The organism is Acinetobacter sp. (assembly GCF_045628685.1).
Classification (GTDB): domain Bacteria; phylum Pseudomonadota; class Gammaproteobacteria; order Pseudomonadales; family Moraxellaceae; genus Acinetobacter.
The window spans coordinates 24,109-47,515 of the sequence record NZ_JAZQPV010000008.1; the positions used below are offsets into that span (position 1 = coordinate 24,109).

General features: G+C 38.4%; 20 protein-coding genes and 1 pseudogene. 9 read left to right on the forward strand and 12 right to left on the reverse strand.

Features of this window, described 5'->3' with window-relative positions; genetic code table 11:
• The first annotated feature begins 570 nt into the window (after positions 1–570).
• Positions 571–744: a hypothetical protein gene (locus ACKI4H_RS01350; protein WP_407303442.1), complete on the forward strand. Its 174-nt coding sequence runs from the start codon at positions 571–573 to the stop codon at positions 742–744.
• Positions 745–1,257: 513 nt separating this feature from the next.
• Here ACKI4H_RS01350 and ACKI4H_RS01355 read toward each other — a convergent pair.
• From ACKI4H_RS01355 to ACKI4H_RS01370, 4 genes are all read right to left on the reverse strand, one after another.
• A complete protein-coding gene (locus tag ACKI4H_RS01355; protein WP_067867009.1) occupies positions 1,258–1,488 on the reverse strand; it encodes a hypothetical protein in 231 nt (76 codons plus the stop codon).
• Positions 1,489–1,738: 250 nt separating this feature from the next.
• Entirely contained in the window at positions 1,739–2,836 is a 1,098-nt protein-coding gene (locus ACKI4H_RS01360) for a YheT family hydrolase (protein WP_407303351.1), read from the reverse strand.
• An 82-nt stretch (positions 2,837–2,918) separates the two neighbouring features.
• Positions 2,919–3,335, reverse strand: a complete 417-nt coding sequence (locus tag ACKI4H_RS01365; RefSeq protein WP_407303352.1) for a nuclear transport factor 2 family protein — start codon at positions 3,333–3,335, stop codon at positions 2,919–2,921.
• Positions 3,336–3,527: 192 nt separating this feature from the next.
• Positions 3,528–5,552, reverse strand: a complete 2,025-nt coding sequence (locus ACKI4H_RS01370; protein ID WP_407303353.1) for an FAD-dependent oxidoreductase — start codon at positions 5,550–5,552, stop codon at positions 3,528–3,530.
• Positions 5,553–5,689: 137 nt separating this feature from the next.
• Between ACKI4H_RS01370 and ACKI4H_RS01375 the strand changes: the two genes are divergently transcribed.
• Both ACKI4H_RS01375 and ACKI4H_RS01380 read left to right on the forward strand, forming a co-directional pair.
• Positions 5,690–6,232: a PadR family transcriptional regulator gene (locus ACKI4H_RS01375; protein ID WP_407303354.1), complete on the forward strand. Its 543-nt coding sequence runs from the start codon at positions 5,690–5,692 to the stop codon at positions 6,230–6,232.
• Between the two features lie 18 nt (positions 6,233–6,250).
• A complete protein-coding gene (locus ACKI4H_RS01380) occupies positions 6,251–7,150 on the forward strand; it encodes an alpha/beta fold hydrolase (protein ID WP_407303355.1) in 900 nt (299 codons plus the stop codon).
• A gap of 61 nt (positions 7,151–7,211) precedes the next feature.
• Here ACKI4H_RS01380 and ACKI4H_RS01385 read toward each other — a convergent pair whose 3' ends face one another.
• Complete coding sequence (locus tag ACKI4H_RS01385; protein ID WP_407303356.1) at positions 7,212–8,126, reverse strand: LysR substrate-binding domain-containing protein; 915 nt, start codon at positions 8,124–8,126, stop codon at positions 7,212–7,214.
• Between the two features lie 243 nt (positions 8,127–8,369).
• Between ACKI4H_RS01385 and ACKI4H_RS01390 the strand changes: the two genes are divergently transcribed.
• Positions 8,370–9,269: a LysR family transcriptional regulator gene (locus ACKI4H_RS01390; protein ID WP_407303357.1), complete on the forward strand. Its 900-nt coding sequence runs from the start codon at positions 8,370–8,372 to the stop codon at positions 9,267–9,269.
• Positions 9,270–9,663: 394 nt separating this feature from the next.
• On the opposite strand, the gene map is transcribed toward ACKI4H_RS01390, so the two are convergent.
• Positions 9,664–10,458: a type I methionyl aminopeptidase gene (map, locus tag ACKI4H_RS01395; protein ID WP_407303358.1), complete on the reverse strand. Its 795-nt coding sequence runs from the start codon at positions 10,456–10,458 to the stop codon at positions 9,664–9,666.
• A gap of 358 nt (positions 10,459–10,816) precedes the next feature.
• Here map and brnQ point away from each other — a divergent pair, with 358 nt between their 5' ends.
• A complete protein-coding gene (gene brnQ / locus ACKI4H_RS01400; protein ID WP_407303359.1) occupies positions 10,817–12,103 on the forward strand; it encodes a branched-chain amino acid transport system II carrier protein in 1,287 nt (428 codons plus the stop codon).
• Positions 12,104–12,773: 670 nt separating this feature from the next.
• Positions 12,774–13,016 (forward strand): hypothetical protein, encoded by a 243-nt coding sequence (locus tag ACKI4H_RS01405; RefSeq protein ID WP_407303360.1) that lies wholly within the window; start codon positions 12,774–12,776, stop codon positions 13,014–13,016.
• A gap of 78 nt (positions 13,017–13,094) precedes the next feature.
• On the opposite strand, the gene ACKI4H_RS01410 is transcribed toward ACKI4H_RS01405, so the two are convergent.
• Positions 13,095–13,559, reverse strand: coding sequence for a hypothetical protein (locus tag ACKI4H_RS01410; RefSeq protein ID WP_407303361.1), 465 nt, complete (start codon positions 13,557–13,559; stop codon positions 13,095–13,097).
• A gap of 117 nt (positions 13,560–13,676) precedes the next feature.
• Here ACKI4H_RS01410 and ACKI4H_RS01415 point away from each other — a divergent pair, with 117 nt between their 5' ends.
• Positions 13,677–14,537 carry an alpha/beta fold hydrolase gene (locus ACKI4H_RS01415; RefSeq protein WP_407303362.1) on the forward strand — a complete coding sequence of 287 codons (861 nt, stop codon included), beginning with the start codon at positions 13,677–13,679 and terminating at the stop codon, positions 14,535–14,537.
• A 174-nt stretch (positions 14,538–14,711) separates the two neighbouring features.
• Here the strand turns inward: ACKI4H_RS01415 and gltS are convergent, their stop codons facing one another.
• The gene (gene gltS / locus ACKI4H_RS01420; RefSeq protein WP_407303364.1) at positions 14,712–15,938 is read right to left on the reverse strand and encodes a sodium/glutamate symporter; all 1,227 of its coding nucleotides are present in this window, start codon (positions 15,936–15,938) and stop codon (positions 14,712–14,714) included.
• Between the two features lie 286 nt (positions 15,939–16,224).
• On the opposite strand from gltS, the pseudogene ACKI4H_RS01425 reads away from it, so the two are divergent.
• Both ACKI4H_RS01425 and ACKI4H_RS01430 read left to right on the forward strand, forming a co-directional pair.
• Positions 16,225–16,652, forward strand: a pseudogene (locus ACKI4H_RS01425) (Lrp/AsnC family transcriptional regulator).
• A gap of 385 nt (positions 16,653–17,037) precedes the next feature.
• A complete protein-coding gene (locus tag ACKI4H_RS01430) occupies positions 17,038–18,495 on the forward strand; it encodes a DASS family sodium-coupled anion symporter (protein WP_407303443.1) in 1,458 nt (485 codons plus the stop codon).
• 176 nt (positions 18,496–18,671) lie between these two features.
• Here ACKI4H_RS01430 and ACKI4H_RS01435 read toward each other — a convergent pair whose 3' ends face one another.
• The 4 genes from ACKI4H_RS01435 to ACKI4H_RS01450 all read right to left on the reverse strand — a co-directional run bounded on the left by ACKI4H_RS01435 (position 18,672) and on the right by ACKI4H_RS01450 (position 23,289).
• A complete protein-coding gene (locus ACKI4H_RS01435) occupies positions 18,672–18,890 on the reverse strand; it encodes a hypothetical protein (RefSeq protein WP_407303365.1) in 219 nt (72 codons plus the stop codon).
• A gap of 408 nt (positions 18,891–19,298) precedes the next feature.
• Positions 19,299–20,018 (reverse strand): hypothetical protein, encoded by a 720-nt coding sequence (locus ACKI4H_RS01440; protein ID WP_407303366.1) that lies wholly within the window; start codon positions 20,016–20,018, stop codon positions 19,299–19,301.
• Positions 20,019–20,083: 65 nt separating this feature from the next.
• Positions 20,084–22,723: a bifunctional aconitate hydratase 2/2-methylisocitrate dehydratase gene (locus ACKI4H_RS01445; protein WP_407303367.1), complete on the reverse strand. Its 2,640-nt coding sequence runs from the start codon at positions 22,721–22,723 to the stop codon at positions 20,084–20,086.
• Between the two features lie 296 nt (positions 22,724–23,019).
• Positions 23,020–23,289, reverse strand: a complete 270-nt coding sequence (locus ACKI4H_RS01450) for a hypothetical protein (RefSeq protein WP_171535796.1) — start codon at positions 23,287–23,289, stop codon at positions 23,020–23,022.
• Positions 23,290–23,407 lie beyond the last annotated feature (118 nt).

Here is a 23,407-nt window from a genome sequence, read left to right on the forward strand (position 1 = left end):
ATCAAAATATAATACTAAAATAAAATTATACTTATAAAGTTAAATAGCATTATAAAACAGCCTCTCAGTTACTGAATTAACATATAAAAACCAATAATTATTAAATAAATATTTATAAAAAATAATTCAAGCTAAATTTTTATAAATAAAATCATTCACTCTCAGAATTTAAAAATAAAAATATCAATCATATTTAAAAAAATAATATCTAAAATTTCACAATCAAAAAAATCCTATATATTCAATATATTATTCATCAGTGAAACTGTTTTTGTTACTTAAAAGAACATGACTAGGGGAAAAAAATATCTGATAAAATTTCAACAATTTCTAATTCAATTGTCATCTTGGTTCTTGGTATGAGATAGCACAGATATCGCAGCTGTTTACAGCTTAAATGAAATAGCATAATCTGGATACAAAACCACCATTTAGATAAATACAAAGCCCCAAATGAAGCAATTGCAGAGCCACTATCATGAATGGACTGAATGGAAAACGTGAGATGAGTTTCCTACTAAAGTTTTACAATAGATGAAATTTACCACAGCTGATGATTAGGTTTTAAAAATTGATATAAATTACAACATGGGATTAATTGATGACCCTAACTTAAAATACTTATGGCTACCCAATCGTGATCGAAGCTTAGGTAAAGCGACTAAACAAGTACATTTAATTGATGTAGAAAGCTTTGGCTATCATTTGTCTGAACTCATTCATACTAGCCATGAAACCACTTAAAATGGTTTTGTAAAAATCAGATCCATAAAAAAGCACCCTAAGGTACTTTTTTATCAAGCATATTTCTAACTAATTAAACATTTGCCCAAAGGCATAGATCACTAACATCAACATCAGCACAGATGAGGAAGTTAATAATAATTCTAGTGTGCTCATCAATCTACCACTCCCCTATATAAAGTGGATTACTTTTTATACCGCTATCACACTCACTAATAAATGACAAAAAGTGACAAAAAATGCCAAAAAATCTACAAAATTGTAAAAATTAATTTCTTTTAAATTCTCTTAAACATAAATTTTTTAATTGAAGCATATAAATAAAACCCCTCAATCCTCTAAACAACAAGTTTGCATCACTGTTTCATAAACGAAAAATGATTACTCATCATTAAATGATGACTTATAAGAAAATTCATATCGATACAAAACAGTAACTGTAAATGGATGACCAGATAGCAAAAAACCGCCATCAAGGCGGTTTTTAATTTAGATGAGTGATTATTTAAATGTTTAATTCACACGTGAGGTGAATCGAAACATTTCATTAACACCTGTATAGAAGCTACGACCATCAAGGTTCAAATCAATTTCAACACCAGACTGAAGCATTACTCTTTTACCAACTTCAACCCATTTAAACCCATCACGAGTACTTTGCATTTTTTTTGAAGGTACCAGCGATACAATAATTTCACTACCGTTTACAGATTTTGCTACTAAATTTTCAATTATATTCAACATTTACACCAATTTTTTCAACACATACAGAAACGCCACCATTGGCATTTCAAAATAACAACCTTTACTTTGATAATTCAGATTAAAATAAGAGTTATATCAATTTAAAAAAAAGAACACTTTCATGTCATTTTTATTGTTGAAATGATTGTAACAGAAATTCTGATTTAGATACTAATTATTTGCCCGTCCAACCCAAGGTAATTGCATCAAAATATTTCATAGTTTTCGTTCATCAATCATTTTCACACTCTTAAATTTGCTCATATTGTGCAACCAGATAGTCTGAAATCAACCGTGCTGACCATGAGTGCGTGTGATTTACGCCCTCATAAAAACCACAGTGACTGCCCTTTTTCGTGGTCACCACCATAATATTCGACATCTGTAGAAGGGTTTCTTTGTAGGGGGCAAAATTTTGAATATGGCAAACGGGATCATCCTCGGCATTTAAAATCATCAATGGAATTTTGACATTTTCAAATACCAAGATTGGATTGGTTGCCTGATTATAGTCTTCAAAACTGCTATAACCTGCCAGTTCAAAACATTGGTATTGAAATTCCAACAGGCTTGTAGTCGCTAGTACTTGTGATAAAGATGCAGTTTTTTCCCACGTTGTTGTATAAGGATAAATAAAAGCCTTAAACAGTTTTTTGGTCATGACCTTACTGTAAAATGGATGGACATTTTTAAAACCATGCTCCGTGTCATAACCTGGACAAAGTGCAAAAGCGGCTTTAATGGGTGTTTGTGCTCCTTCTTCTCCCAAATAGCGCACTAATAATCCTGTACCGGCAGATGAACCTACGGCATATAAAGAAGAATCTGGAAATTTTGTTTGAATGTGGTGAATTTGTTCACGCAAATCATCCGTTGAACCAAATATAGAAATTTTGGGTATCGGCATGGGCAAGTTGGCATGACCACGGCGCAAACATAATGCCACACGCCAGCCTGTATGTTGATGTAAGTCACGCACCAGTTCTGACATACTTTCAGGTGTACCAGTCAGTGTATGCATTAATATAATAGTCGGAGTATCTGCAGGAAGGTCAAGCCCATACCAGGCAATACCCGTGACACCACCATCAGGCATGTGCAACTGTTCAATGACATCATATTTCAGCTGAATAGTTTTCTTTTTAATCAAGTCAAAATACATCAAATGCAAATGCGTATTTGATAACCACGGTGTCGGACGATATTTCTGTTTCAGTTGAGGCAAAACATCGAGCATCTGCCTTGCCTCGCCTTGTGGATTAAAATAAAGCGTAGGGAATTCTGCACCTGTAATCTGATCGACCAATTCTTGTGCCAATAGACTGATAGCTTTGACTAAAAATTTCATATTCGCTCCACCTTAAAAATGATGCAACTCAAAATATTCAGTAAATGTCATTCCATGACCGTTGATCTCTTTACTATACTCTTTATGTTTGTGCTTTTGGCATAAAAGCAGCCATACGCTGTCCCATCTGCACGGCCAATGCTTCCAAACCGCTTTTAGGACGCAACATCACTTCAAAATCGATAATTTGACCTTGTTCATTAAACTGAATCATATCAATGCCTTTAAGTTTTTTTTCACCCACATTGGCTGAAAACTCCAGTACCACGTTCAATCCATCTTCTGAATAAAATTCACGGTGATACCTAAAGTTTTCAAAGATTTGAATAACATTGGTCAAAATAAAAAATACCACTTGCTTACCTGGATAAGGGTTATATGCCACTGGTGAACGAAAAACCACATCATCAGCAAGCAGATCATTCAAAATAGACATATCACTTGTTTTCAGCATTTCATGCCAGCGCTGAACTGAGGCTTGAGTATTTGTTAAAGCCATTTTTATTTCCTCTCTTTATATCCATTATTTCATTCTATTTATTCCCTCACCCCAAGCCTTTCCCTTGGGGTGAGGGAATATTTATTACTCATTTAAAACCAAGAGAGATTCCCCTCTCCTTTTAGGAGATAAAAATCTTCAAAAAAAATCTTCAAAATATATTTTGAGTTCTTTAGAGAGGTCTATTTCTTGTTAAATCACTGCCGCCAAATCAGCACCTTGACGAATGGCGCGTTTTGCATCCAATTCACCGGCTTCTTTAGCACCACCAATCAAATGTACATTCTTGCCATCTGCCTTAAGTTGATCAAACATCGCTGTAAACGGTTCCTGACCGGCACAGATCACCACGTTATCAACCTCTAGTACTGTGGGCTGACCATTGACCAGAATATGTAAGCCTTGATCATCAATTTTTTCATAGCTTACCCCTGCCACCATTTTTACTTCACGGTGTTTTAAACCGGTACGGTGAATCCAGCCAGTGGTTTTGCCCAAGCCTGCTCCTACTGATTTTGCTTTACGTTGCAGCAGGTAAATTTCACGATTGGATTGTTCTAATTTAGCTGCTTTCAAACCACCGACATTTTCATACGTGGTGTCAATACCCCATTCATTATAAAATTTTTCCGGATTCAGGCTTGCGCTATCGCCTTCATGGGTTAAATATTCAGCCGTATCAAAACCAATACCGCCTGCACCAATAATTGCGACACGTTGACCGACTGGTTTACGTTCTTTTAATACTTCCAGGTAAGTCAAGACTTTAGGATGATCAATGCCTTCGATCTCTAAATGGCGTGGAGTCACACCTGTTGCGACTACGATGTCATCAAAGTTTGCTTTGCTCAGTTCATCATAAGTCGCGTAATGGTTTAGACGTAACTGAATATTAGGAAGTAATTCAATTCTGCGTTTGAAATAACGCAGTGTTTCATAGAATTCTTCTTTTCCTGGAATGGTTTTGGCAATATTAAATTGACCGCCAATTTGATTCGCTGCTTCAAAAATAGTTACTTTATGTCCACGTTCCGCTGCATAGGTGGCAAAACTTAAACCAGCCGGACCCGCACCAATTACTGCAATACTTTTTGCAACGGCGGTTTCTTTAAAGATCAGTTCTGTTTCATAACACGCCCGTGGATTGACAAGGCAAGTTGCAATTTTCATCGAAAAAATGTGATCTAAACAAGCCTGGTTACAGCCAATACAGGTATTGATTTCATCACTACGACCTTGTTCCGCTTTTTGCACAAAGAATGCATCAGCAAGCATTGGACGCGCCATGGAAATCATATCGGCATGACCAGAAGCCAAAACATGCTCTGCCATTTCTGGGGTATTGATACGGTTTGAAGTAATCAGTGGAACCTTGACCAGACCTTTCAGTTTTTCTGTCACCCAGGTAAATGCTGCACGCGGCACTTTGGTGGCAATAGTCGGAATACGAGCTTCATGCCAGCCGATACCGGTATTGATAATGGTTGCACCGGCTTTTTCAATTTCTTTCGCCAGTTGTACCACTTCATCAAAAGTTGAACCGCCTTCGACTAAATCCAGCATCGACAATCGGTAAATGATAATAAAGTTTTCACCAACTTCTTCACGGGTACGTTTTATGATTTCAATCGGGAAACGAATACGGTTTTCATAACTACCGCCCCATTCATCATCACGATGGTTGGTACGGGCAGCAATAAATTCATTAATCAGATAACCTTCCGAACCCATGATTTCTACACCATCATAGCCCGCAAATTGTGCCCACTTGGCACAATGAGCAAAATCTGCAATGGTCTGATTCACTTCTGCTGTAGTCAAAGCATGGGGTTTAGTTGGATTAATCGGTGCTTGAATGGCAGATGGTGCGACCAGATCAGCCTGATAAGAATAACGGCCGGTATGTAAAATCTGCATGGCAATTTTGCCATCTGCATCATGCACCGCCTGAGTAATCACTCGATGCTTTTCAGCTTCTTCACGGCTGTCTAATTTCGCTCCACCGGCAAAGGTCAGACCTGCATCATTCGGTGAAATACCCCCAGTCACAATCAGCCCTACACCGCCTTGAGCACGTTCAGCATAAAATGCAGCCATACGATCATAACCACCAGGCGCTTCTTCCAAGCCCACGTGCATGGATCCCATCAAGACACGGTTTTTAAGCGTGGTAAAGCCTAAATCTAAAGGTGCTAATAAATGAGGGTAATTAGACATATGATCTCCTTGGCGTGCCATTTGAGCTGGCGAATACGGTGCTTAATGCAACTTGTTGCACAATTTATATTCCAGATTTGATTTTTATGCAACATGTTGCATAATGATTGGGTGAATTTTTACTGACTGAGTCATTTATGTCTTTAGCCCATGTTTTATTGACCAGCTTAATTGAAAAACCCAGCACGGGGATTGATTTGGCTCGTCGCTTTGACCGCTCTATGGGCTTCTTCTGGAATGCAACGCATCAGCAGATTTACCGTGAACTCAGCGGGATGCAACAAAAAAACTGGATTTCCACCATTGAAGACCATAACGCGACCAGTCGTAAAAAAACCTATCAGGTGGAAAAATTAGGTCGTACTGAATTAGCGAACTGGATGGTCAAACAAAGTCCACCAGCGCAATTACGTGAAGAGTTAATGGTGCGGCTACGTGCTGAAGCTCAACTGGGCGGCAACACTGTACTGCCTGAACTAGAACGGCATCTGATATTACACAAAGAGAATTTAAAAACTTACCAAACAATTTTTGCAAAAGATTTCGCCAATGGACAAGATCAAGATCGCACCCAGTTTATTCATAAAATGATTCTGCAACTTGGAATTGATTTGGAAATGGGCTGGATCACGTGGCTAGAAAGCATGATTCCACAATTAAAAGCATTCGATGAACCATAATAAACCAGGGAAATAACCATGTCACATTACCGCATGTCCGACGGCGAACAACTTTTTGTCCGCGAATTTGGCCAAGGACAGCCCGTATTGGTTCTGTCAGGTTTGGGCATGCAAAGTTGGCAATGGCTTCCTTTCTTGTATCCCCAAGCCAAGAACCATAAATTCATTATTCCCGATTGGCGTGGTTTTGGTGGCTCACAGCACTGCTGCATTCCTGAACTGGATGCCATTTCCAGTCACTGGCTTGATATAGACAGCTTGATTGAACAACTTCAGTTAGATCAATTCTCGGTGATTGCTTATTCCATGGGTGCAACCACGGCCATGCATGGCATGCATTACGGTAATTTAAATACAAAATTATCACGGTATTTACATATTGATCAAACGCCTAAAATTTCAGTCGATGAAACTTGGCAATATGGTTTACTTGGCCAGCAATTCCCTCAAGTTAAACAGCTCTTGGCGGAGATCTCACAATTGCTAGCCGCAAAGCCTCATGTATTTCAGTGGTCTGATCTCGATTCAGCATCCCGTCAACATTTATTGGAACTTTGGCTCGGGTTTGTTCAGCTTCAATCCAGTAATAAGGCTGCACCGTTAGTATTTAAAATGGCATTAAAACAGCCAAAATTACAGTCTCTTATTTTACCCATGCAGCGTTTGGATTATTTGGCCTGGTATATCAATAATTATTTACATCATGACGAAGACTACCGTGATGCCATTGCTCAGCTTACTTGTCCAAGTACTTTTTTTATTGGTGAGAAATCCAAACTCTATCCGGCAGCAGGGCAAAAAATGATTGCCCAGAGCGTAAAAAACTCCAAACAGATTATCTTTGAAAAGTCTGGGCATACGCCGTTAATTAGTGAACCGATCAAATTCGGCCGCGAAATTGCCCAGTTTCTAAAATAAAGCAATATTTCTTAAACAGAGCAATTAAATAATAAATAAAGTCATTCAATACCGATCAATCCTAGAAAATCCGACGATCATATTTGATGGCTTCCAGATCATAAACTTGATAAACACTATCTAATAATGAACGAATATAATCGCTATTATCAGCATTGCGGATAATCAAAAATACAGGGCTAACAGCGTCATCATCCAGTATAGGAATATAATTCAGATGCTTAAACTGCACGGTTTTGGCACTTTCTGGAACAATACATAAACCTTCACCTGCAGCAACCAAACCTAAAGCCAGTTGAATATCTTCAACTACGGTTAAATTCTTCGGCTCTAAACCATACTCGGAAAATAAACCTTTCATTTGAGTGGAAAAACTCGGTTTGGGTTGATTGGGATACAACAATACATGTTCTTCCACAATTCCCTCGAGTTTGACCCCATGTTCTTCTGCAGCAAGAGGATGACTTGAATGCACAGCAACCATCAATGGTTCTTCACGCAATAAAATTCGCTTGATTGCAGAATCAGAAATTCGGACCCGACCAAAACTGGCATCAATACGCCCCTCTTTAAGCGCATCTATTTGCTCCATTGCATTCATTTGAACCAGGTTAATTTTCATATACGGCTGTTGCTGACGAAACAAATAAACCACTCGCGGCAATAATCCATACAACAATGAACCACCAAAGCCAATAGTGATGGTTTTTTTAATAATGCCTTCACGCATGGTGATCGACTTTAACTGGTCTGCGCTGGATAACAGCTTCACCGCTTGCTGATAAAAGAAATATCCTACAGCGGTAGGTTTTAATGGTCGACTTCCACGCTCAAACAGCAAAGTACCCAGCTCAGTTTCTAGGTTTTGAATTTGACGACTCAAAGGAGGCTGGGCAATAAACAATTTTTCAGCAGCTTTGGTGAAGCTCTGTTCCTCAAGCACTGCGACAAAATAACGTAAATGCCTCAGTTCCATGGCATTTTTCCTCTATTCACATCTTCACCTTTCCAACACGCAGCTTAAATATTTTTAAATCAAGCGATACTTAAAACTAGAAGCATCCAAGTAATAAAATAAACAAAAGTCAGTCGTATCGCTATGCCACTTTAGCCTTGTTGTCTCAATGAGATAGCCAATACAATTCTGAAAAATTAAAATTGACAAACTGAAACGATAAACCTTTAATCTGGAATATTGTTGCATAAATGGAATTTTTACATGCTGTCTGATCTTGATGATTTTTATTGCTTTGCATTGGTGGTTGAACATGGGGGCTTTAGTGCCGCGGAACGCGCAACCGATATCCCCAAATCAAAGCTAAGTCGTCGCGTTTATAATCTGGAAGAGCATTTGGGGGTTCGGTTAATTCAACGCAGTTCGCGCCATTTTGCAGTCACTGATATTGGCATGAATATTTATCGTCACGCACAGGTCATGATGAATGCTGCACAAGCTGCCCATGATCTGGTTGATCACTTAAGTATCCAACCGCGCGGCGTGATTAAGATCAGTCTACCCGTCTCCATTGCGCAAAATGAAATTGCCAAAATTTTGCCTCAATTCCTCAAGACCTATCCTGAAATTAAAATCCAGCTCATTGTCAGTAATCGCCGTGTCGATATCATCAATGAAGGTATTGATATCGCATTACGTGTTCGCTCAAATCTAGATAATGATCCGAGCCTGGTGATACGCAAATTTGAAAATATTGAACAGCACTTATTTGCCAGTCAGGCTTATCTAAATGAATTTGGAGAATTAAAACAACCGGAAGATTTAAGCCAGCACCAAATTCTGAGTATGGCCGATGAACATTTAGATCAGCATATTGTGGTACACGATGAACACAATAATCAGAAAAAAATCAAGGTTAACCCAATGGTGATGGGTTCTGATCTGATGATGCTGGCACAACTCACCAGACAAAATTGCGGGATCGCCTTATTACCGGATACCATTGTGCAAGACTATCTCCAAAGTGGTGAACTCGTTCGCGTACTCCCGAACTGGAAAGCACCACATGGCATTTTCCATGCCGTTTATCCATCGCGCCGTGGACTATTGCCTGCTGTGCGTGTCTTTATCGATTATTTAGTAGAGCAGCTCAGTAAATATTAATTTTTTCACGATGGATGGCTGAATATTTAAAGCAACTAACATATATACATTTCAGTCATCACGAATGGGGCAAAAAAATGATGCTTATAAACAATATATGAACCATCACTTGATCTAATGAAAAATTTTAGACAAAAAAAAGCTTACCCGAGGTGGATAAGCCTATAAACTTGAAAAAAGAAACTACAGCTAGAATCTATACGTTTATAATACGAAAAAAACACATAAGAATCTAATATTTAATAAATATAATAAAAAAAAATAAAAATAAATTTACCTAATAAAAACAATGATTTGATTTTACAACCAATCGTTTTTAAAACTTTATTAGTACACAAAATAAACCAACTTTAACCAGAAGTTAAAACACTCTATTTCATATAAAAATTGCCAATTAAATTGCAGGATAGGAACCTGTACCCTCTGGCCAAGGAGATAAAAGCTCAAAACCGGTATCAGTCACAGCAACCATATGCTCCCATTGTGCAGTTAAAGAGCGGTCTGCTGTAACCACTGTCCAGCCATCTTTAAGCTCTTTCACACGCGGTTTACCGGCATTGACCATCGGTTCAATGGTAAAGACCATACCTTTTTTGAGTTGAAGCCCCTGACCCGGTTGACCATAATGCAAAACATTCGGTTGTTCATGATAAACCTTACCAATGCCGTGACCGCAATATTCACGCACTATGCTATAACCTTCACGATGGGCAACCGACTGAATGGCAAAACCGATATCACCTAGCGTTGCACCTGGTTTCACTGCATGAATACCCGCAACCATAGCTTCGTAAGTGGTTTCAACCAGTTTTTTAGCTTCAGGCTTAACCGCACCCACATAATACATACGACTGGTATCCCCAAAGTAACCATCTTTAATAATCGCAACGTCAATATTGATAATATCGCCATCTTGCAAAATGGTATTTGGCGATGGGATCCCGTGACATACCACTTCATTGGGTGAAATACAGGTAGTTTTGGTATAACCATAATAGCCAACATTGGCGGGAATCACTTTTAAAGTATTTACAATGAAATCATTACAAATGTCATCCAGATATTCTGTACTCACGCCCGGCTTGACATACTTCCCTATCATTTCTAAAACCTGAGCTGCCAGACGCCCCGAAATACGCAGTTTCTCGAGATCTTGCTCAGTTTTAATGGTAACAGTGGAAGCTTTCATTGCATCATCCTCGTAAATAAGGCTTATGATTATAGACCTTTTACCATTTTTTTGTTTATTTACAGGGAGAAAAGGAAAAAGAGTGGCTAAATTTAGGATTTTAATGACTAATTTATATGCACTTAGACTGTCATTACAAAAAAATTAAACAGTGTGTAAATCTTTATAACAGAAGACTATTTTTCTTTATTTGTTATTTTCCACCCAATAATCAACAATATAAATCAACCTCAAATCAGCCATTTATTCATATCGTGATATAGAAATATAAATAAAAGTCATAACCTAAATAAATAAAGTACCAAAATGCTTTTCTATCCTCTAAAATTGCCTCTTTTGGTCACTCCATCTCCCCTCTATGACAAGTCTCCGTACAAGAGATATTATTGCCTTAGGTTTTATGACATTTGCACTTTTTATTGGTGCGGGCAATATTATCTTTCCTCCGATTGTCGCCCAACAAGCGGGTGAGCATGTATGGTTAGCTGCTTTAGGTTTTCTAATCACCGCAGTTGGTCTGCCTGTTATCACCATTATGGCGTTATCGCGTGTAGAAGGATCCATCCAAAATTTAAGTTCACCTTTAGGTAAAATTGCCAGTTTGATTTTAACTGTCGTGTGCTACTTAGCTGTTGGTCCTTTATTTGCAACTCCACGTACAGCAACGGTTTCTTATGAAATCGGTTTTTCTTCTTATTTTGGTACAGCAAGTAGCAGTCTGCTCATTTACAGTGCAATTTATTTTGCCGTTGTAACAGCAGTCTCTTTATACCCAAATAAATTGCTTGATACTGTAGGTCACTTCCTTGCACCTTTAAAGATCATTTCTTTGGCTGTGTTGGGTATTGCTGCATTTGCAATTCCAGCTGGATTCATTCCACCTGCAATAGATAACTATGTGACTGCTCCTGTTTCTGAAGGTTTCGTTAATGGTTACTTGACCATGGACACTTTAGGTGCATTGGTTTTTGGTATTGTCATTATTCACGCGATTCATTCACGTGGTGTAACCGACAAAAAACTGGTGACTAAATATGCAGTGATCGCAAGTCTGATTTCTGGTGTGGGTTTAACCCTAGTTTACTTAAGCCTGTTCAAGTTAGGTTTAGGCAGTCATGAAGTTGCTCCAAATGCAGCAAATGGTGCAGTGATCCTGCATGCATATGTGCAACATGCATTTGGCGATATTGGCTCGCTGTTCTTAACCGGAATGATTTTCCTTGCCTGTATGGTTACAGCCATTGGCTTAACCTGTGCATGTGCAGAATACTTCTCCAAACTGACTAAAGTGCCTTATAAAATCCTGGTTTTTGTTTTGGTGGGCTTCTCGTTCATTATTTCAAACTTGGGTTTAACTAAACTTATTGCCGTATCTGTGCCTGTTTTAAGCGCAATTTACCCACCAGCGATTGTGGTCATTCTGCTCAGCTTCTGCTGGAAGTTTTTTAATAAGCCTACTTACGTGGTTGCACCCGTAACCGCGATTGCATTTTTATTTGGCATATTGGATGGACTTAAAGTTGCAGGTTTTAACTTGCCTGAAATCGTACAGCATTTACCTTTAAATGCACAAAATTTAGCCTGGCTGATTCCCTCCACTCTCGTGCTGATAATTGCCATTGTGATCGACAAAGTTAAAAAATAACCGAAAACTGATGTCGTTAAAATCAGGTTTTACCCAAGCATGATTTTAATCGTGATCAATAAAACATCGAGTTTTATCCAAACAGAGTTTTATTGTTTACATCTCTTACCGGCGCAGTTTTCTGTTTATATCTTCCAAACTAAAAATAATGAGTGAGGATTCATCATTACTTATCACAATATCTGCTATTTTAACCCGAATCATGCTTAAGAAAGAGAGATCATTTATCTTGAGACTTATTCATCAGCTTGAGCATAAAAAAGTCTATGATTTGATCTAACAACACTAAAAGCTGATTAAAATCAATCATAAAATTATAGTTATTTTATGATTTTAAAGAAAAAACCTTATCCGCGATTCAGGTTATTTTAATAAACCACATTATATGCCGGTGGCATCAATATTGCTTACTTATATATCTATCTACTATTGTTGAAGAAAGCTTATTTATTGATGAGCATGACAGTGAACGATAGCTGCTCTTTGTACTAAAAACATCTAATATTTGAATTTTTGTTTACATCTGCCAATAAATTTATGTATTAACATGCTTTTATTACAAAATAATGACAATAGCTATTGAAACAACCTTAAATAAGCAGTACAACAATAGAGACTAATCAGACTAAAACAATTAGGTTTAGAGTCAAAAACAACAGGAGGGATGGAGATGTTATCAATACATTTCAATAAACAAGTCTTCATTAATGCTCTAAAAGCAAATAAGAACATGGTCACCTATTTGAGTACGACTGCTGCTCTGCTCGTGACAATTATTATTCATGGTTTGATTCAAGGCAATCTAAAACCTGAATACTTTTTATATGCTTTTATTGTGTCAATCGCCTTTTATATTTGGGCTGTGGTTGATCACAAGTATCGCCAACAGAAACAAATTAATTCTACCGAATAAAGAATGGGTGACTTATCACCCATTTTTAGAAAAAAAATTAATAAAAATTATAAATATGATCTAGTCACAGCTTCTTATTCAAAATCCATTTAATCCCATTATTGTTCCAAGCAACAACCCTGCTGTAGCGCCCAATTCGCCAATCACCAAAAGAATCATCACACTACTGAGCATCCATTTTGGCAAATGCCAACGTCCCATTTGATGTGGCTGTTTAAATTGGTTACTGGTATCTTGAAGCCAGCCATGTAAGATATAACTTAAAATTGAAAAACTAAAAAAGAAAAGATTGATCAACACAAAAATTAAATTAAGCCCTTCATCCCAGATGGAAAAATAAGCCAATACCGCCAGAATTAAACTGGCGGGTGCATAAAGCAAACTGCTTCTATGGGCAATATCGACATAATAATGAGCACGCGCCTGTTCAGAATGACGTATTTGATAATATTTCCACACCCCAGTCAGCATACCCACCCAAAGAAAAATACCGCTAAATATAATGGCCAGCGAAACAGAATGATTTAAACTTCCAATATTCATTGATTTATATCCTTATTTTTAGAGTGCTATTCTGACTTTAAAGTCATTATTTACACAAGTTTCTTTTTAAAATTTGGGTACAGTAGTCATAAGATAAATTGAACGCTTGTTCTAAATATGAGTATTTTTGAATCATTAGAAATTAGCTGTAAAGACGGATATTCTCTCAGTAGCCGTTTTTATCCTAAACAAAATTCAAGTCAAAATAATTATCCGGTTTTAATTTGCCCCGCAACTGGCATTACCCAGCATTTCTACCAAGCTTTTGCAGAATGGCTAGCTAGGCAAGGTTATGATGTTTTAAGTTTTGATTTCCGTGGCATTGGTCGCTCCCTACACGGCCCTTTAAACAAGTCTGAAGCCAGTATTGTAAATTGGGGACAGCTGGATATTCCTGCGGCAATAGACACCTTATTATGCAAAACTCAAACTGAGCAAGTCATCTTATTGGGTCATAGCGCCGGTGGTCAGCTATTAGGCATCGTACCGAATTACGGCAAAGTCGCAAAAGTGGTCGCTGTGGCCGGCTCAACCGGACACCTAAAAGGACTAAAAGGTAAAACCAAACTGCTGGCCCCGGTCATGTTCAATATCATTTTCCCATTAGCGCGTATGACCAAGGGATACGGTCCAACCCAAGCCATTGGTATGGGTGAAAACCTACCAAAAGATGTGGCTAAACAATGGGCGCAATTTTGCAGTAAACCGGGTTATGTCATGAATGCGATCGGTAAAACCGTATTTGAAGATTATCATGCTGAAATTACGTGCCCGATTATCTCCATCTGGTCGTCGGATGATGAAATTGCAACGGCTGCAAACGTAAAAGATTTACTGCGTTTATACCCAAATGCAGACACTCAAATGATTGAATTAAAGCCTAAAAACTATGACCATAAAGCGATTGGTCATATGTTGATGTTTAAAAAGTCACATCAAAACTTGTGGCCGGTGATTGAACAACAATTGGCAGTTTAAGTCAGATTTAGATAGTTATTTGAAGGCTGCTGTGTTTTAATACTCTCAGTTTGAGATGAGCCTCTTACAGTATATGGGCTTGACCTGTATACGACTAGCCCCTAACCATGGGGCTTTTTATTGCCTGAAATTTATGAAAAATATTTATGGGTATTTCACACGACATACATATCATTAACCAAAAATGCTCAACGTAAACTGAATCATCACCGCATTCACAATATCTACAAAGAAAGCACCTGTCAGAGGAATAATCAGAAAGGCTTTATGTGAAGGTCCATAGGTATTGGTTACCGCCTGGATATTGGCAATTGCTGTTGGGGTAGCACCCAGATTCACCCCGCATTGTCCTGCGCATAGTACTGCCGCATCATAGCTTTTGCCCATAACTCTAAACGTCACAAAGTAGAGATAAAGTGCAAGTACAAGGGTTTGTACAATTAAAATAATCACCAATGCACCGGCTAAATCTGCCAACAACCATAACTGTAATGACATCAATGCCATGGCTAGAAATAAAGATAGTGATGCGTTTCCAAAAACATCAATACAGCGGTCAAAAATTTCAATCTTAAGAATATTTTCCAGAAAATTCCGTAAGATTACTCCACACATTAAAGCCCATACAAAAGACGGTAGCTCAAACCATTGTCCTCTGGCGATTGCCGTCATGAAATAGGCAAAACTGATACAGATGGCAAACATGCCCAAAGTTTTGACAGCATCATCTGCTGTAATCAGTCGTGTTTTTTCTGGATATTCGAAGGGCGCTGTTTCAGATGAAGGTGGTGCTTCATTACGACCTGAACTTGGTGGTGCTATTTCTTCTGCCAATTGATAACGACGGATCAGAAACTTGGCTACTGGCCCGCCCATCATCCCGCCAATAATCAGACCAAAGGTTGCACTTGCCATTCCCAGTACAATTGCACCCTGAACACCATACTCCCGCTCAAAGACCATCCCCCATGCGCCGGCCGTGCCGTGCCCCCCGGTTAAGGTCACTGAACCTGTAATCAGACCAATCAGGGGATCTAGACCTAAAGCCTTGGCCAGACTGATTCCGACCACATTCTGGACGACGACAAAAGCCACGACACAACCCAAAAATAGCAGCAGCGCTTTGCCACCTTCTTTCAGCTTTACTAGGCTGGCGCTGAGTCCTACAGAAGTAAAGAACATCAACATAAATATCTGCTGAATGTTGGCATCAAAATTGACGGTAATATTAAACTTTTTAAATAAGATATAAGTAATGAAGGCAGCTACGAGTCCCCCGGCAACAGGCTCAGGAATATTATATTGTTTTAGAATGCTGATTTTATTGACCACCAAAAATCCGACCATTAAAACGAAAACAGCCACTACAATGGTTAGAAAAGCATCCAGTTCATAATTCATATGTAAGTCCAGTACGGCTTTATTATTTATTATTCCGTGATATATAGCTACAGATCAACTAGAGAAAGGTTATATATATAACTGTTTTTGTTAAAGCTTTACTCAATTGAGAATATCTACGATCTCTTGCATTCCATTAAATATTTATCAGCTTGCTTAATTTTAATGCAAGTAAACGCTAATACACAAAGTATCATCAATTTATTGGTTATCAAGAATATAACTTACTTATATAGCTTGAAATGCTCTTATTCATCATAGCCAACACTAATTATGTTGTGATCGAATTGATCATGAAATTCTTGGTGAACTACGTAAGGATGGTCGCCTGAGCGTGACCAAACTGGCAGAGAAAGTAAACCTGTCGACTTCATACTTACTGGACACGTCTAAAGGTCTGTAAAATAATAATATTATCCAAGGATATACAATCAATATTAATGCCAAGGTATTATGGGGATCAATGAACTTTTCTTTATTGAGATTACACTTGAGCGTCCTGATGATGAAATTTTAAATGAGTTCAGTGAAGCGTTAGCCAATATGCCTGAAGTGGTTGAAGCTCATTTAGTCACCGGTGATTAGGATTATCTGGTCAAAGTTGCCGTTAAAAATTCAGAACATTATGAACGTTTTTTTTTGCATAAAAACTTATATTCAATGAAAGGCGTACGTCACACTCGTTCTGTCTTTGCTTTACGTCCATTAAAATAGGCGAACAATATTGACTTACTCATGGTTGAATAATAAAAAGAAAGAAATATATTATTCCAGCAATTATGTTTTTATGCCTGCATACAGCAATAAAATGTGCTTATTGAAACACATGCCTATTATGTAAATAAATTACTCCATATAGAGGAGTTTTTAAGTATCTGAATATAACTTACCTTTACTATTATTAGTATACAGTTAGAATAAAATTATTAATAATAATAATATCTTAGATAAATAATTCAATCAATTTTGTTAAAACTTCTTTTAAAGCCTATGCTCTTTTTTATTGAGGATATGTTACGAAGGCTAGACTTCAACATTAGGTATGATCATTATGATCAGGTCAAATAATAATTATTATAATGTGCGGGAGTAAGTCGTGATGGGATTTAAATTAATACCAACATTAGTTTCTGTGGCTATCACACTGATTATCTGGCTTTTCATTCCAATACCACAAGAAGTTACAGCAAATGCATGGTTACTATTTGCCATGTTCATAGGCGTCATTGCAGCCATTATAGGTAAAGCGATGCCTATCGGTGCCATTTCAATTATTGCAATTTCTCTCGTCGCCATTACACGCGTAACTTCAGAAAACCCCGCTGATGCGATTAAAGATGCGCTCAGTGGCTTTGCTCTTCCACTGATTTGGCTGATTGGGATCTCCATCATGATCTCAAAAGGATTGCAAAAAACAGGTTTGGGTGCTCGGCTAGGTTATTATTTTATTGCCGTCTGGGGCAAAAGAACCATTGGAATCGGATACAGCCTTGCCTTATCAGAATTAATTCTTGCTCCAGTTACCCCAAGTAATACTGCACGTGGCGGTGGGATCATTCACCCGATTGTCCGCTCCATTGCTAGCAGTTTTGACTCAGATCCGGCAAAAGGTACAGAAGGTAAAATCGGTAAATATTTAGCCTTGGTTAACTACCATTCCAATCCAATTACTTCTGCGATGTTTATTACTGCTACTGCACCTAACCCGTTAATCGTTCAACTGATTGCAGATGCAACCGACAGTCAAATTTCCTTGAGTTGGACTACATGGGCACTGGCAATGCTTTTACCCGGGATTGTGGCACTCGCCGTCATGCCGCTTGCCCTCTATTTAATATACCCTCCGGAAATCAAGAAGACCCCGGATGCTGCGCAATTTGCCAAAGATCGTTTAAAAGAAATGGGACCGATTAGCAGGCATGAAATGATTATGCTGATTGTCTTCGGAATTTTATTGGTCCTCTGGGCAGGAATACCGGCCATGATTCTTGGCGATATGTGGTCATTAGATCCGACGACCACCGCATTTATTGGATTATCACTTTTGCTGCTGACTGGTGTTCTGACCTGGGATGATGTTTTGGGACATAAAAGCGCATGGGACACCATCACATGGTTCTCAGCCTTGGTCATGATGGCAACCTTTCTCAATAAACTGGGACTGATTGCATGGTTTTCCAGTGCTTTACAAGCAAGCATTGAACAAATGGGTTTAAGCTGGATTCCTGCGTCCATGTTTTTGCTCCTGTCTTATATGTACGCCCATTATATTTTTGCCAGTACAACGGCACATATTACCGCCATGTTTTCGGCATTTTACATAGCGGGTATTGCGGTAGGTGCACCCCCAATGTACTTTGCTTTAATGATGGCTGCGGCCTCAAGTATTATGATGACCCTCACCCATTATGCGACCGGAACCTCACCTATTGTTTACGGTTCAGGTTATACAACGCTCGGTGAATGGTGGAAAGCCGGTTTTGCCATGAGTGTAATCAATATGCTTATTTTTATAGTATTAGGTGGGATTTGGTGGAAAATACTCGGGTATTGGTAAATTTAAAGGATTATGGATATTTACCAGGATCTAATGAAAGTTACAGTCAGGAACCTGAACACTCTAAAGTCTTCTCATGTGTATATGAGTAGCCCCTAATCAAGGGGCTTTTTAATGTCTGCTATTTAAGAAATTTCATGTCCAAGAATTTTTTGAATCCTTTTAGCGATGCAAAATTAATTCTCGAGGTCATATACCCAGTTGCGTGCTTGCTTTTCGGTTGTGTCTTCACACACATAGTAGTCATGATCCCAAGCATCCGGATGGAAAATTTCCTTTTTGGTATAAGTGACGTTTTTACCTTTTTCGACACAGATAAAGCTATCGCCTTGATCTTTGACTTGAGTTCTATTTAAGAAACCACCAATACAGAGGAATCGGGATTGTTTTGCCATTGTTATATCAACTTGCTAAATCATTTTTCAATGTGGCGATTAAACGATGTATTGGGCGAGCTGTAAAGTTTAAGTTTTATAGTGTGGGGCTTTCATCCAAATCACCGAATCAAAATCTAGTTCAAAAAATGCAACAACTTGTTTGGCTATAGGTTTTTTGAGTAATTTAGCATCCATATAGATAGACATAGGTTTTCTGTTTTTTAGAATTGTATATAACGCGCCCACGTGGGATGTCTTCGTATTTAAGTTCTTATAAATTTGTAAAGGATTGCTTGGGTGTTTCCCGATATTCAACGTGGGTATATGTGCTATCAATCAGACCAAGTGAGTCTTGATCTGATTGATTAAAATGATGAGAAATGCCAATCATCTGGGTTTTAAAGTACCAAAAAATTCCTATTTTCATTATTTTAGAACTTCTGTAATGAGGTTTAAACAATGCGGCTCAAGCATTGAATAAAAACCTTTTAAATAATTTGGATGATAAGTTCTTAAACCAATAACTTTACCTTCAGCATCCTTAATCAAAACTAATTCTTTAGAGCTAAAATTTAGATGTTTTTCAATTGTTAGGTTTGGAAACTTATTTAAAATTTCTTTATCTCTGTAAGGACCTGTAAAAAAAACTAAAAAATCAGGTTTAAGTAACTCGATTTCTTGAGGAATAATATTAAATTTTTCAAATTCAATTTCTCTAACTCTAGAATTAATACCAACCTTTTCACCATGACGACCAATTTTGTTAATATTATTCCATATTAAATCTACAGATAAATTTCTCTTTTTTAAACCTCTTCTTAAATTAACGATCCCAGAACGAAATGAACTACGCGAAATCATTTTCTGATTTTTCTGATCAAGATATTTCATGTCGTTATCAATAAAATATCGTTGATATCCATTCATGATTTTTTCAATTGATGGCAATTGATTATCAATTTTATCTTGCCACCCTCTAGTCTCTTGCCCAAAAAACATGATTCTTTTGTTTTCAGGTTTAAAGTAGTCATCTGGAAATTCTAATAACAATGGTGAGGTATATTCATTCGCATGCTCAAAAGCATACAAATCTTTTAATAAGTTATTCCAAACTGCTTCATAGATAGATTTTAATTCATTATTCATATAAAAAATAAGGGCTGATTAATCAGCCCTTATCTTATACCGCTTATTACTTAATTAACAACGAATTAAGTCAACTGAGCAGCAGCAATTTTCTTGGTATCAACATTTGCAGCAGCGTCAGTATAGTCGCCCATTTTGTCGAAGCTTAAGTATTGATAGATGTCAGCTGACATGCTGTCAATTTGAGCTGCATATTGTTGGTATTCTTCTGGAGAAGGTAATTTACCTAATACAGCAGCAACAGAAGCAAGCTCAGCAGATGCTAAGTAAACGTTAGCGCCTTGACCTAGACGGTTCGGGAAGTTACGAGTAGAGGTCGATACACATGTAGTGTTCGGCGCTACACGTGCCTGGTTACCCATACATAATGAACAACCTGGCATTTCAGTACGCGCGCCAGCTTTACCATAAATGTTATAGAAACCTTCTTCCATCAATTGACGTTCATCCATACGCGTCGGTGGAGCAATCCACAAACGAGTTGACAATACGCCACCAGGAACTTTCTCAAGCAACTTACCAGTTGCACGGAAGTGACCAATATTCGTCATACATGAACCAACGAAAACTTCGTCAATTTTCACGCCTTGAACGTCAGATAACAATTTCGCATCATCTGGGTCGTTTGGACAGCAAAGAACAGGTTCAGTAATTGTTGCTAGGTCAATTTCATACACTTTCGTGTATTCAGCATCAGCATCAGCTTTAAGAAGTGATGGGTTCGCTAACCATTTTTCCATGTTCTCAACACGACGAGCCATAGTACGCGCATCGCCATAACCTTCAGAAATCATCCATTTCAACATCGTAATGTTTGATTTAAGGTATTCAGCAACTTTCTCTTCAGAAAGAGTGATAGAACAACCAGCAGCTGAACGTTCAGCAGAAGCATCAGAAAGTTCGAACGCTTGCTCAACCGTTAAGTCATTTTCCATTTCTGTTAAGTCGATCTCAAGAATACGACCAGAGAAGATGTTTTTCTTACCTTTCTTCTCTACAGTTAAGTCACCTTGCTGAATCGCAACATAAGGAATGGCATGTACCAAGTCACGTAGTGTGATACCAGGCTGCATTTTACCTTTGAACTTAACAAGAACAGATTCAGGCATATCAAGCGGCATAACACCAGTTGCTGCAGCGAACGCTACAAGACCAGAACCCGCTGGGAATGAAATACCAATTGGGAAACGAGTATGTGAGTCACCACCAGTACCAACGGTATCTGGAAGAAGCATACGGTTTAACCAAGAGTGAATAATACCGTCACCTGGGCGTAAAGACACACCACCACGGTTCATGATGAAATCAGGAAGCGAGTGTTGCATTTGAACGTCAACTGGTTTTGGATACGCAGCTGTATGACAGAAAGACTGCATAACAAGATCAGCAGAGAAACCCAGGCAAGCCAAGTCTTTCAATTCGTCACGAGTCATTGGACCAGTTGTATCTTGCGAACCAACAGTCGTCATACGTGGTTCACAGTAAGTACCTGGAAGTACACCTTGACCTTCAGGAAGACCACAAGCACGACCAACCATTTTCTGTGCTTGAGTAAAACCTTTGCCAGTAGCAGCAGGTTGAACCGGAGTACGGAACAAGGTAGATACTGGAAGACCTAAAGCTTCACGTGCTTTGGTGGTTAAACCACGACCAACAATCAGGTTGATACGACCACCCGCACGAACTTCGTCTAGAAGTACTGGAGTTTTAAGGTCAGCTTCAGCAATTACTGCACCGTCTTTAGATGCAGAAACTTTAGCAGCAGCATGATCGATCTTAAGAACGATTTCGTCGCCCATGTTCATGTTAGCAACGTCGATCTCGATTGGTAACGCACCAGCATCTTCCATAGTGTTGAAGAAAATTGGAGCGATTTTAGAACCTAGGCAGTAACCACCGTCTTTTTTGTTCGGGATGTGTGGAATGTCATCACCAAAGAACCAAAGTACAGAGTTCGTTGCAGATTTACGGCTTGAGCCTGTACCCACAACGTCACCGACGTAAGCAACCTGGTTGCCTTTCGCGATAAGTTCTTTAATTTGGTTAAGTGGACCCACTTCACCAGGAACTTCCGGGTTAATCCCGTCACGTACGTTTTTCAACATCGCATTTGCGTGCAATGGAATGTCTGGACGGCTCCAAGCGTCTTGAGCAGGAGACAAGTCATCTGTATTTGTTTCGCCAGTTACTTTGAAAACTGTCAATTTAATTTCAGATGGAACGTCAGGACGTGTAGTGAACCATTCAGCATCAGCCCAAGACTGCATAACAGCTTGTGCATTTGCGTTGCCCGCTTTCGCTTTATCTGCAACGTCATGGAACGCATCAAATACAAGAAGGGTTTTTTTCAACGCTTCAGCAGCCAGCTCTGAAAGTTCCGCATCGTCAAGCAAGGCAACTAAAGGCGCTACGTTATAACCACCCAGCATAGTACCTAGTAAGTAAACCGCACGTTCTTTAGAAATAAGTGGAGAAGTTGCTTCACCTTTTGCCAAAGCAGCCAAGAAAGCAGCTTTAACATAAGCAGCTTGGTCAACACCTGCAGGAACACGGTTTTCTAGCAAATCAACTAAAAAAGCTTCTTCACCAGCTGGGGGATTTTTTAATAGTTCAACCAAGTCAGCTGTTTGAACATCATCAAGTGGCTTCGGTGGGACTCCGAGTGCGGCACGTTCTGCAACGTGTTGGCGGTAAGCTTCTAGCACGGTGTTATTCCTCTTTTTTAAAAAATTACTTGTGAATTCCAGCTTCTATAAAGCTTCACAAATAATATGGACTGCAAAATTTTACTAAAATTCCAGTTAAAAGTTAATGCAAGTAGAGTGTTTCTTTTTGATGTCCATTATTTAGTATCTAAATGATGCCCATCCTGATCACTCAACAACCAAGCCAACCCCAATGTACACCTTTAAAGCTGATGACAATTAACTTTTAACTGAAATTCATACATAAAAAAGACAACCAAATGTTGCCCTTTTTTAAAAAAGAAAAACATTCAACCTTAGTGGACTGTCGTTGCATTGATATATTCACGTAAATCATCGCGACAACCTTCAAATTTAACCTGAATTTCATCTTCATGCAGCATAGCATGCTCTGCGCTGGCAAACGAAATATGAACCTGATAAAGCTTCGTTTCTTGATCAATCATATACTGAAGATAGACTTTATCGCCCAAACTGAGCACATAGTGACTTCCGCCCATCACAACAACACCCTGTTCATCTTCTAAGAGCAAGTCTGCATTATGTAGATAACCCACAACGTCCATATAGCACTCCTTGGTTTTTTTATAGTTATGTTTATTATTCACTATTTATATAAGCTTTTCTATATTTATGATTTGGTCAAATGTCACAATTTATGCCTATTTTTTGCTTAGGCTATTT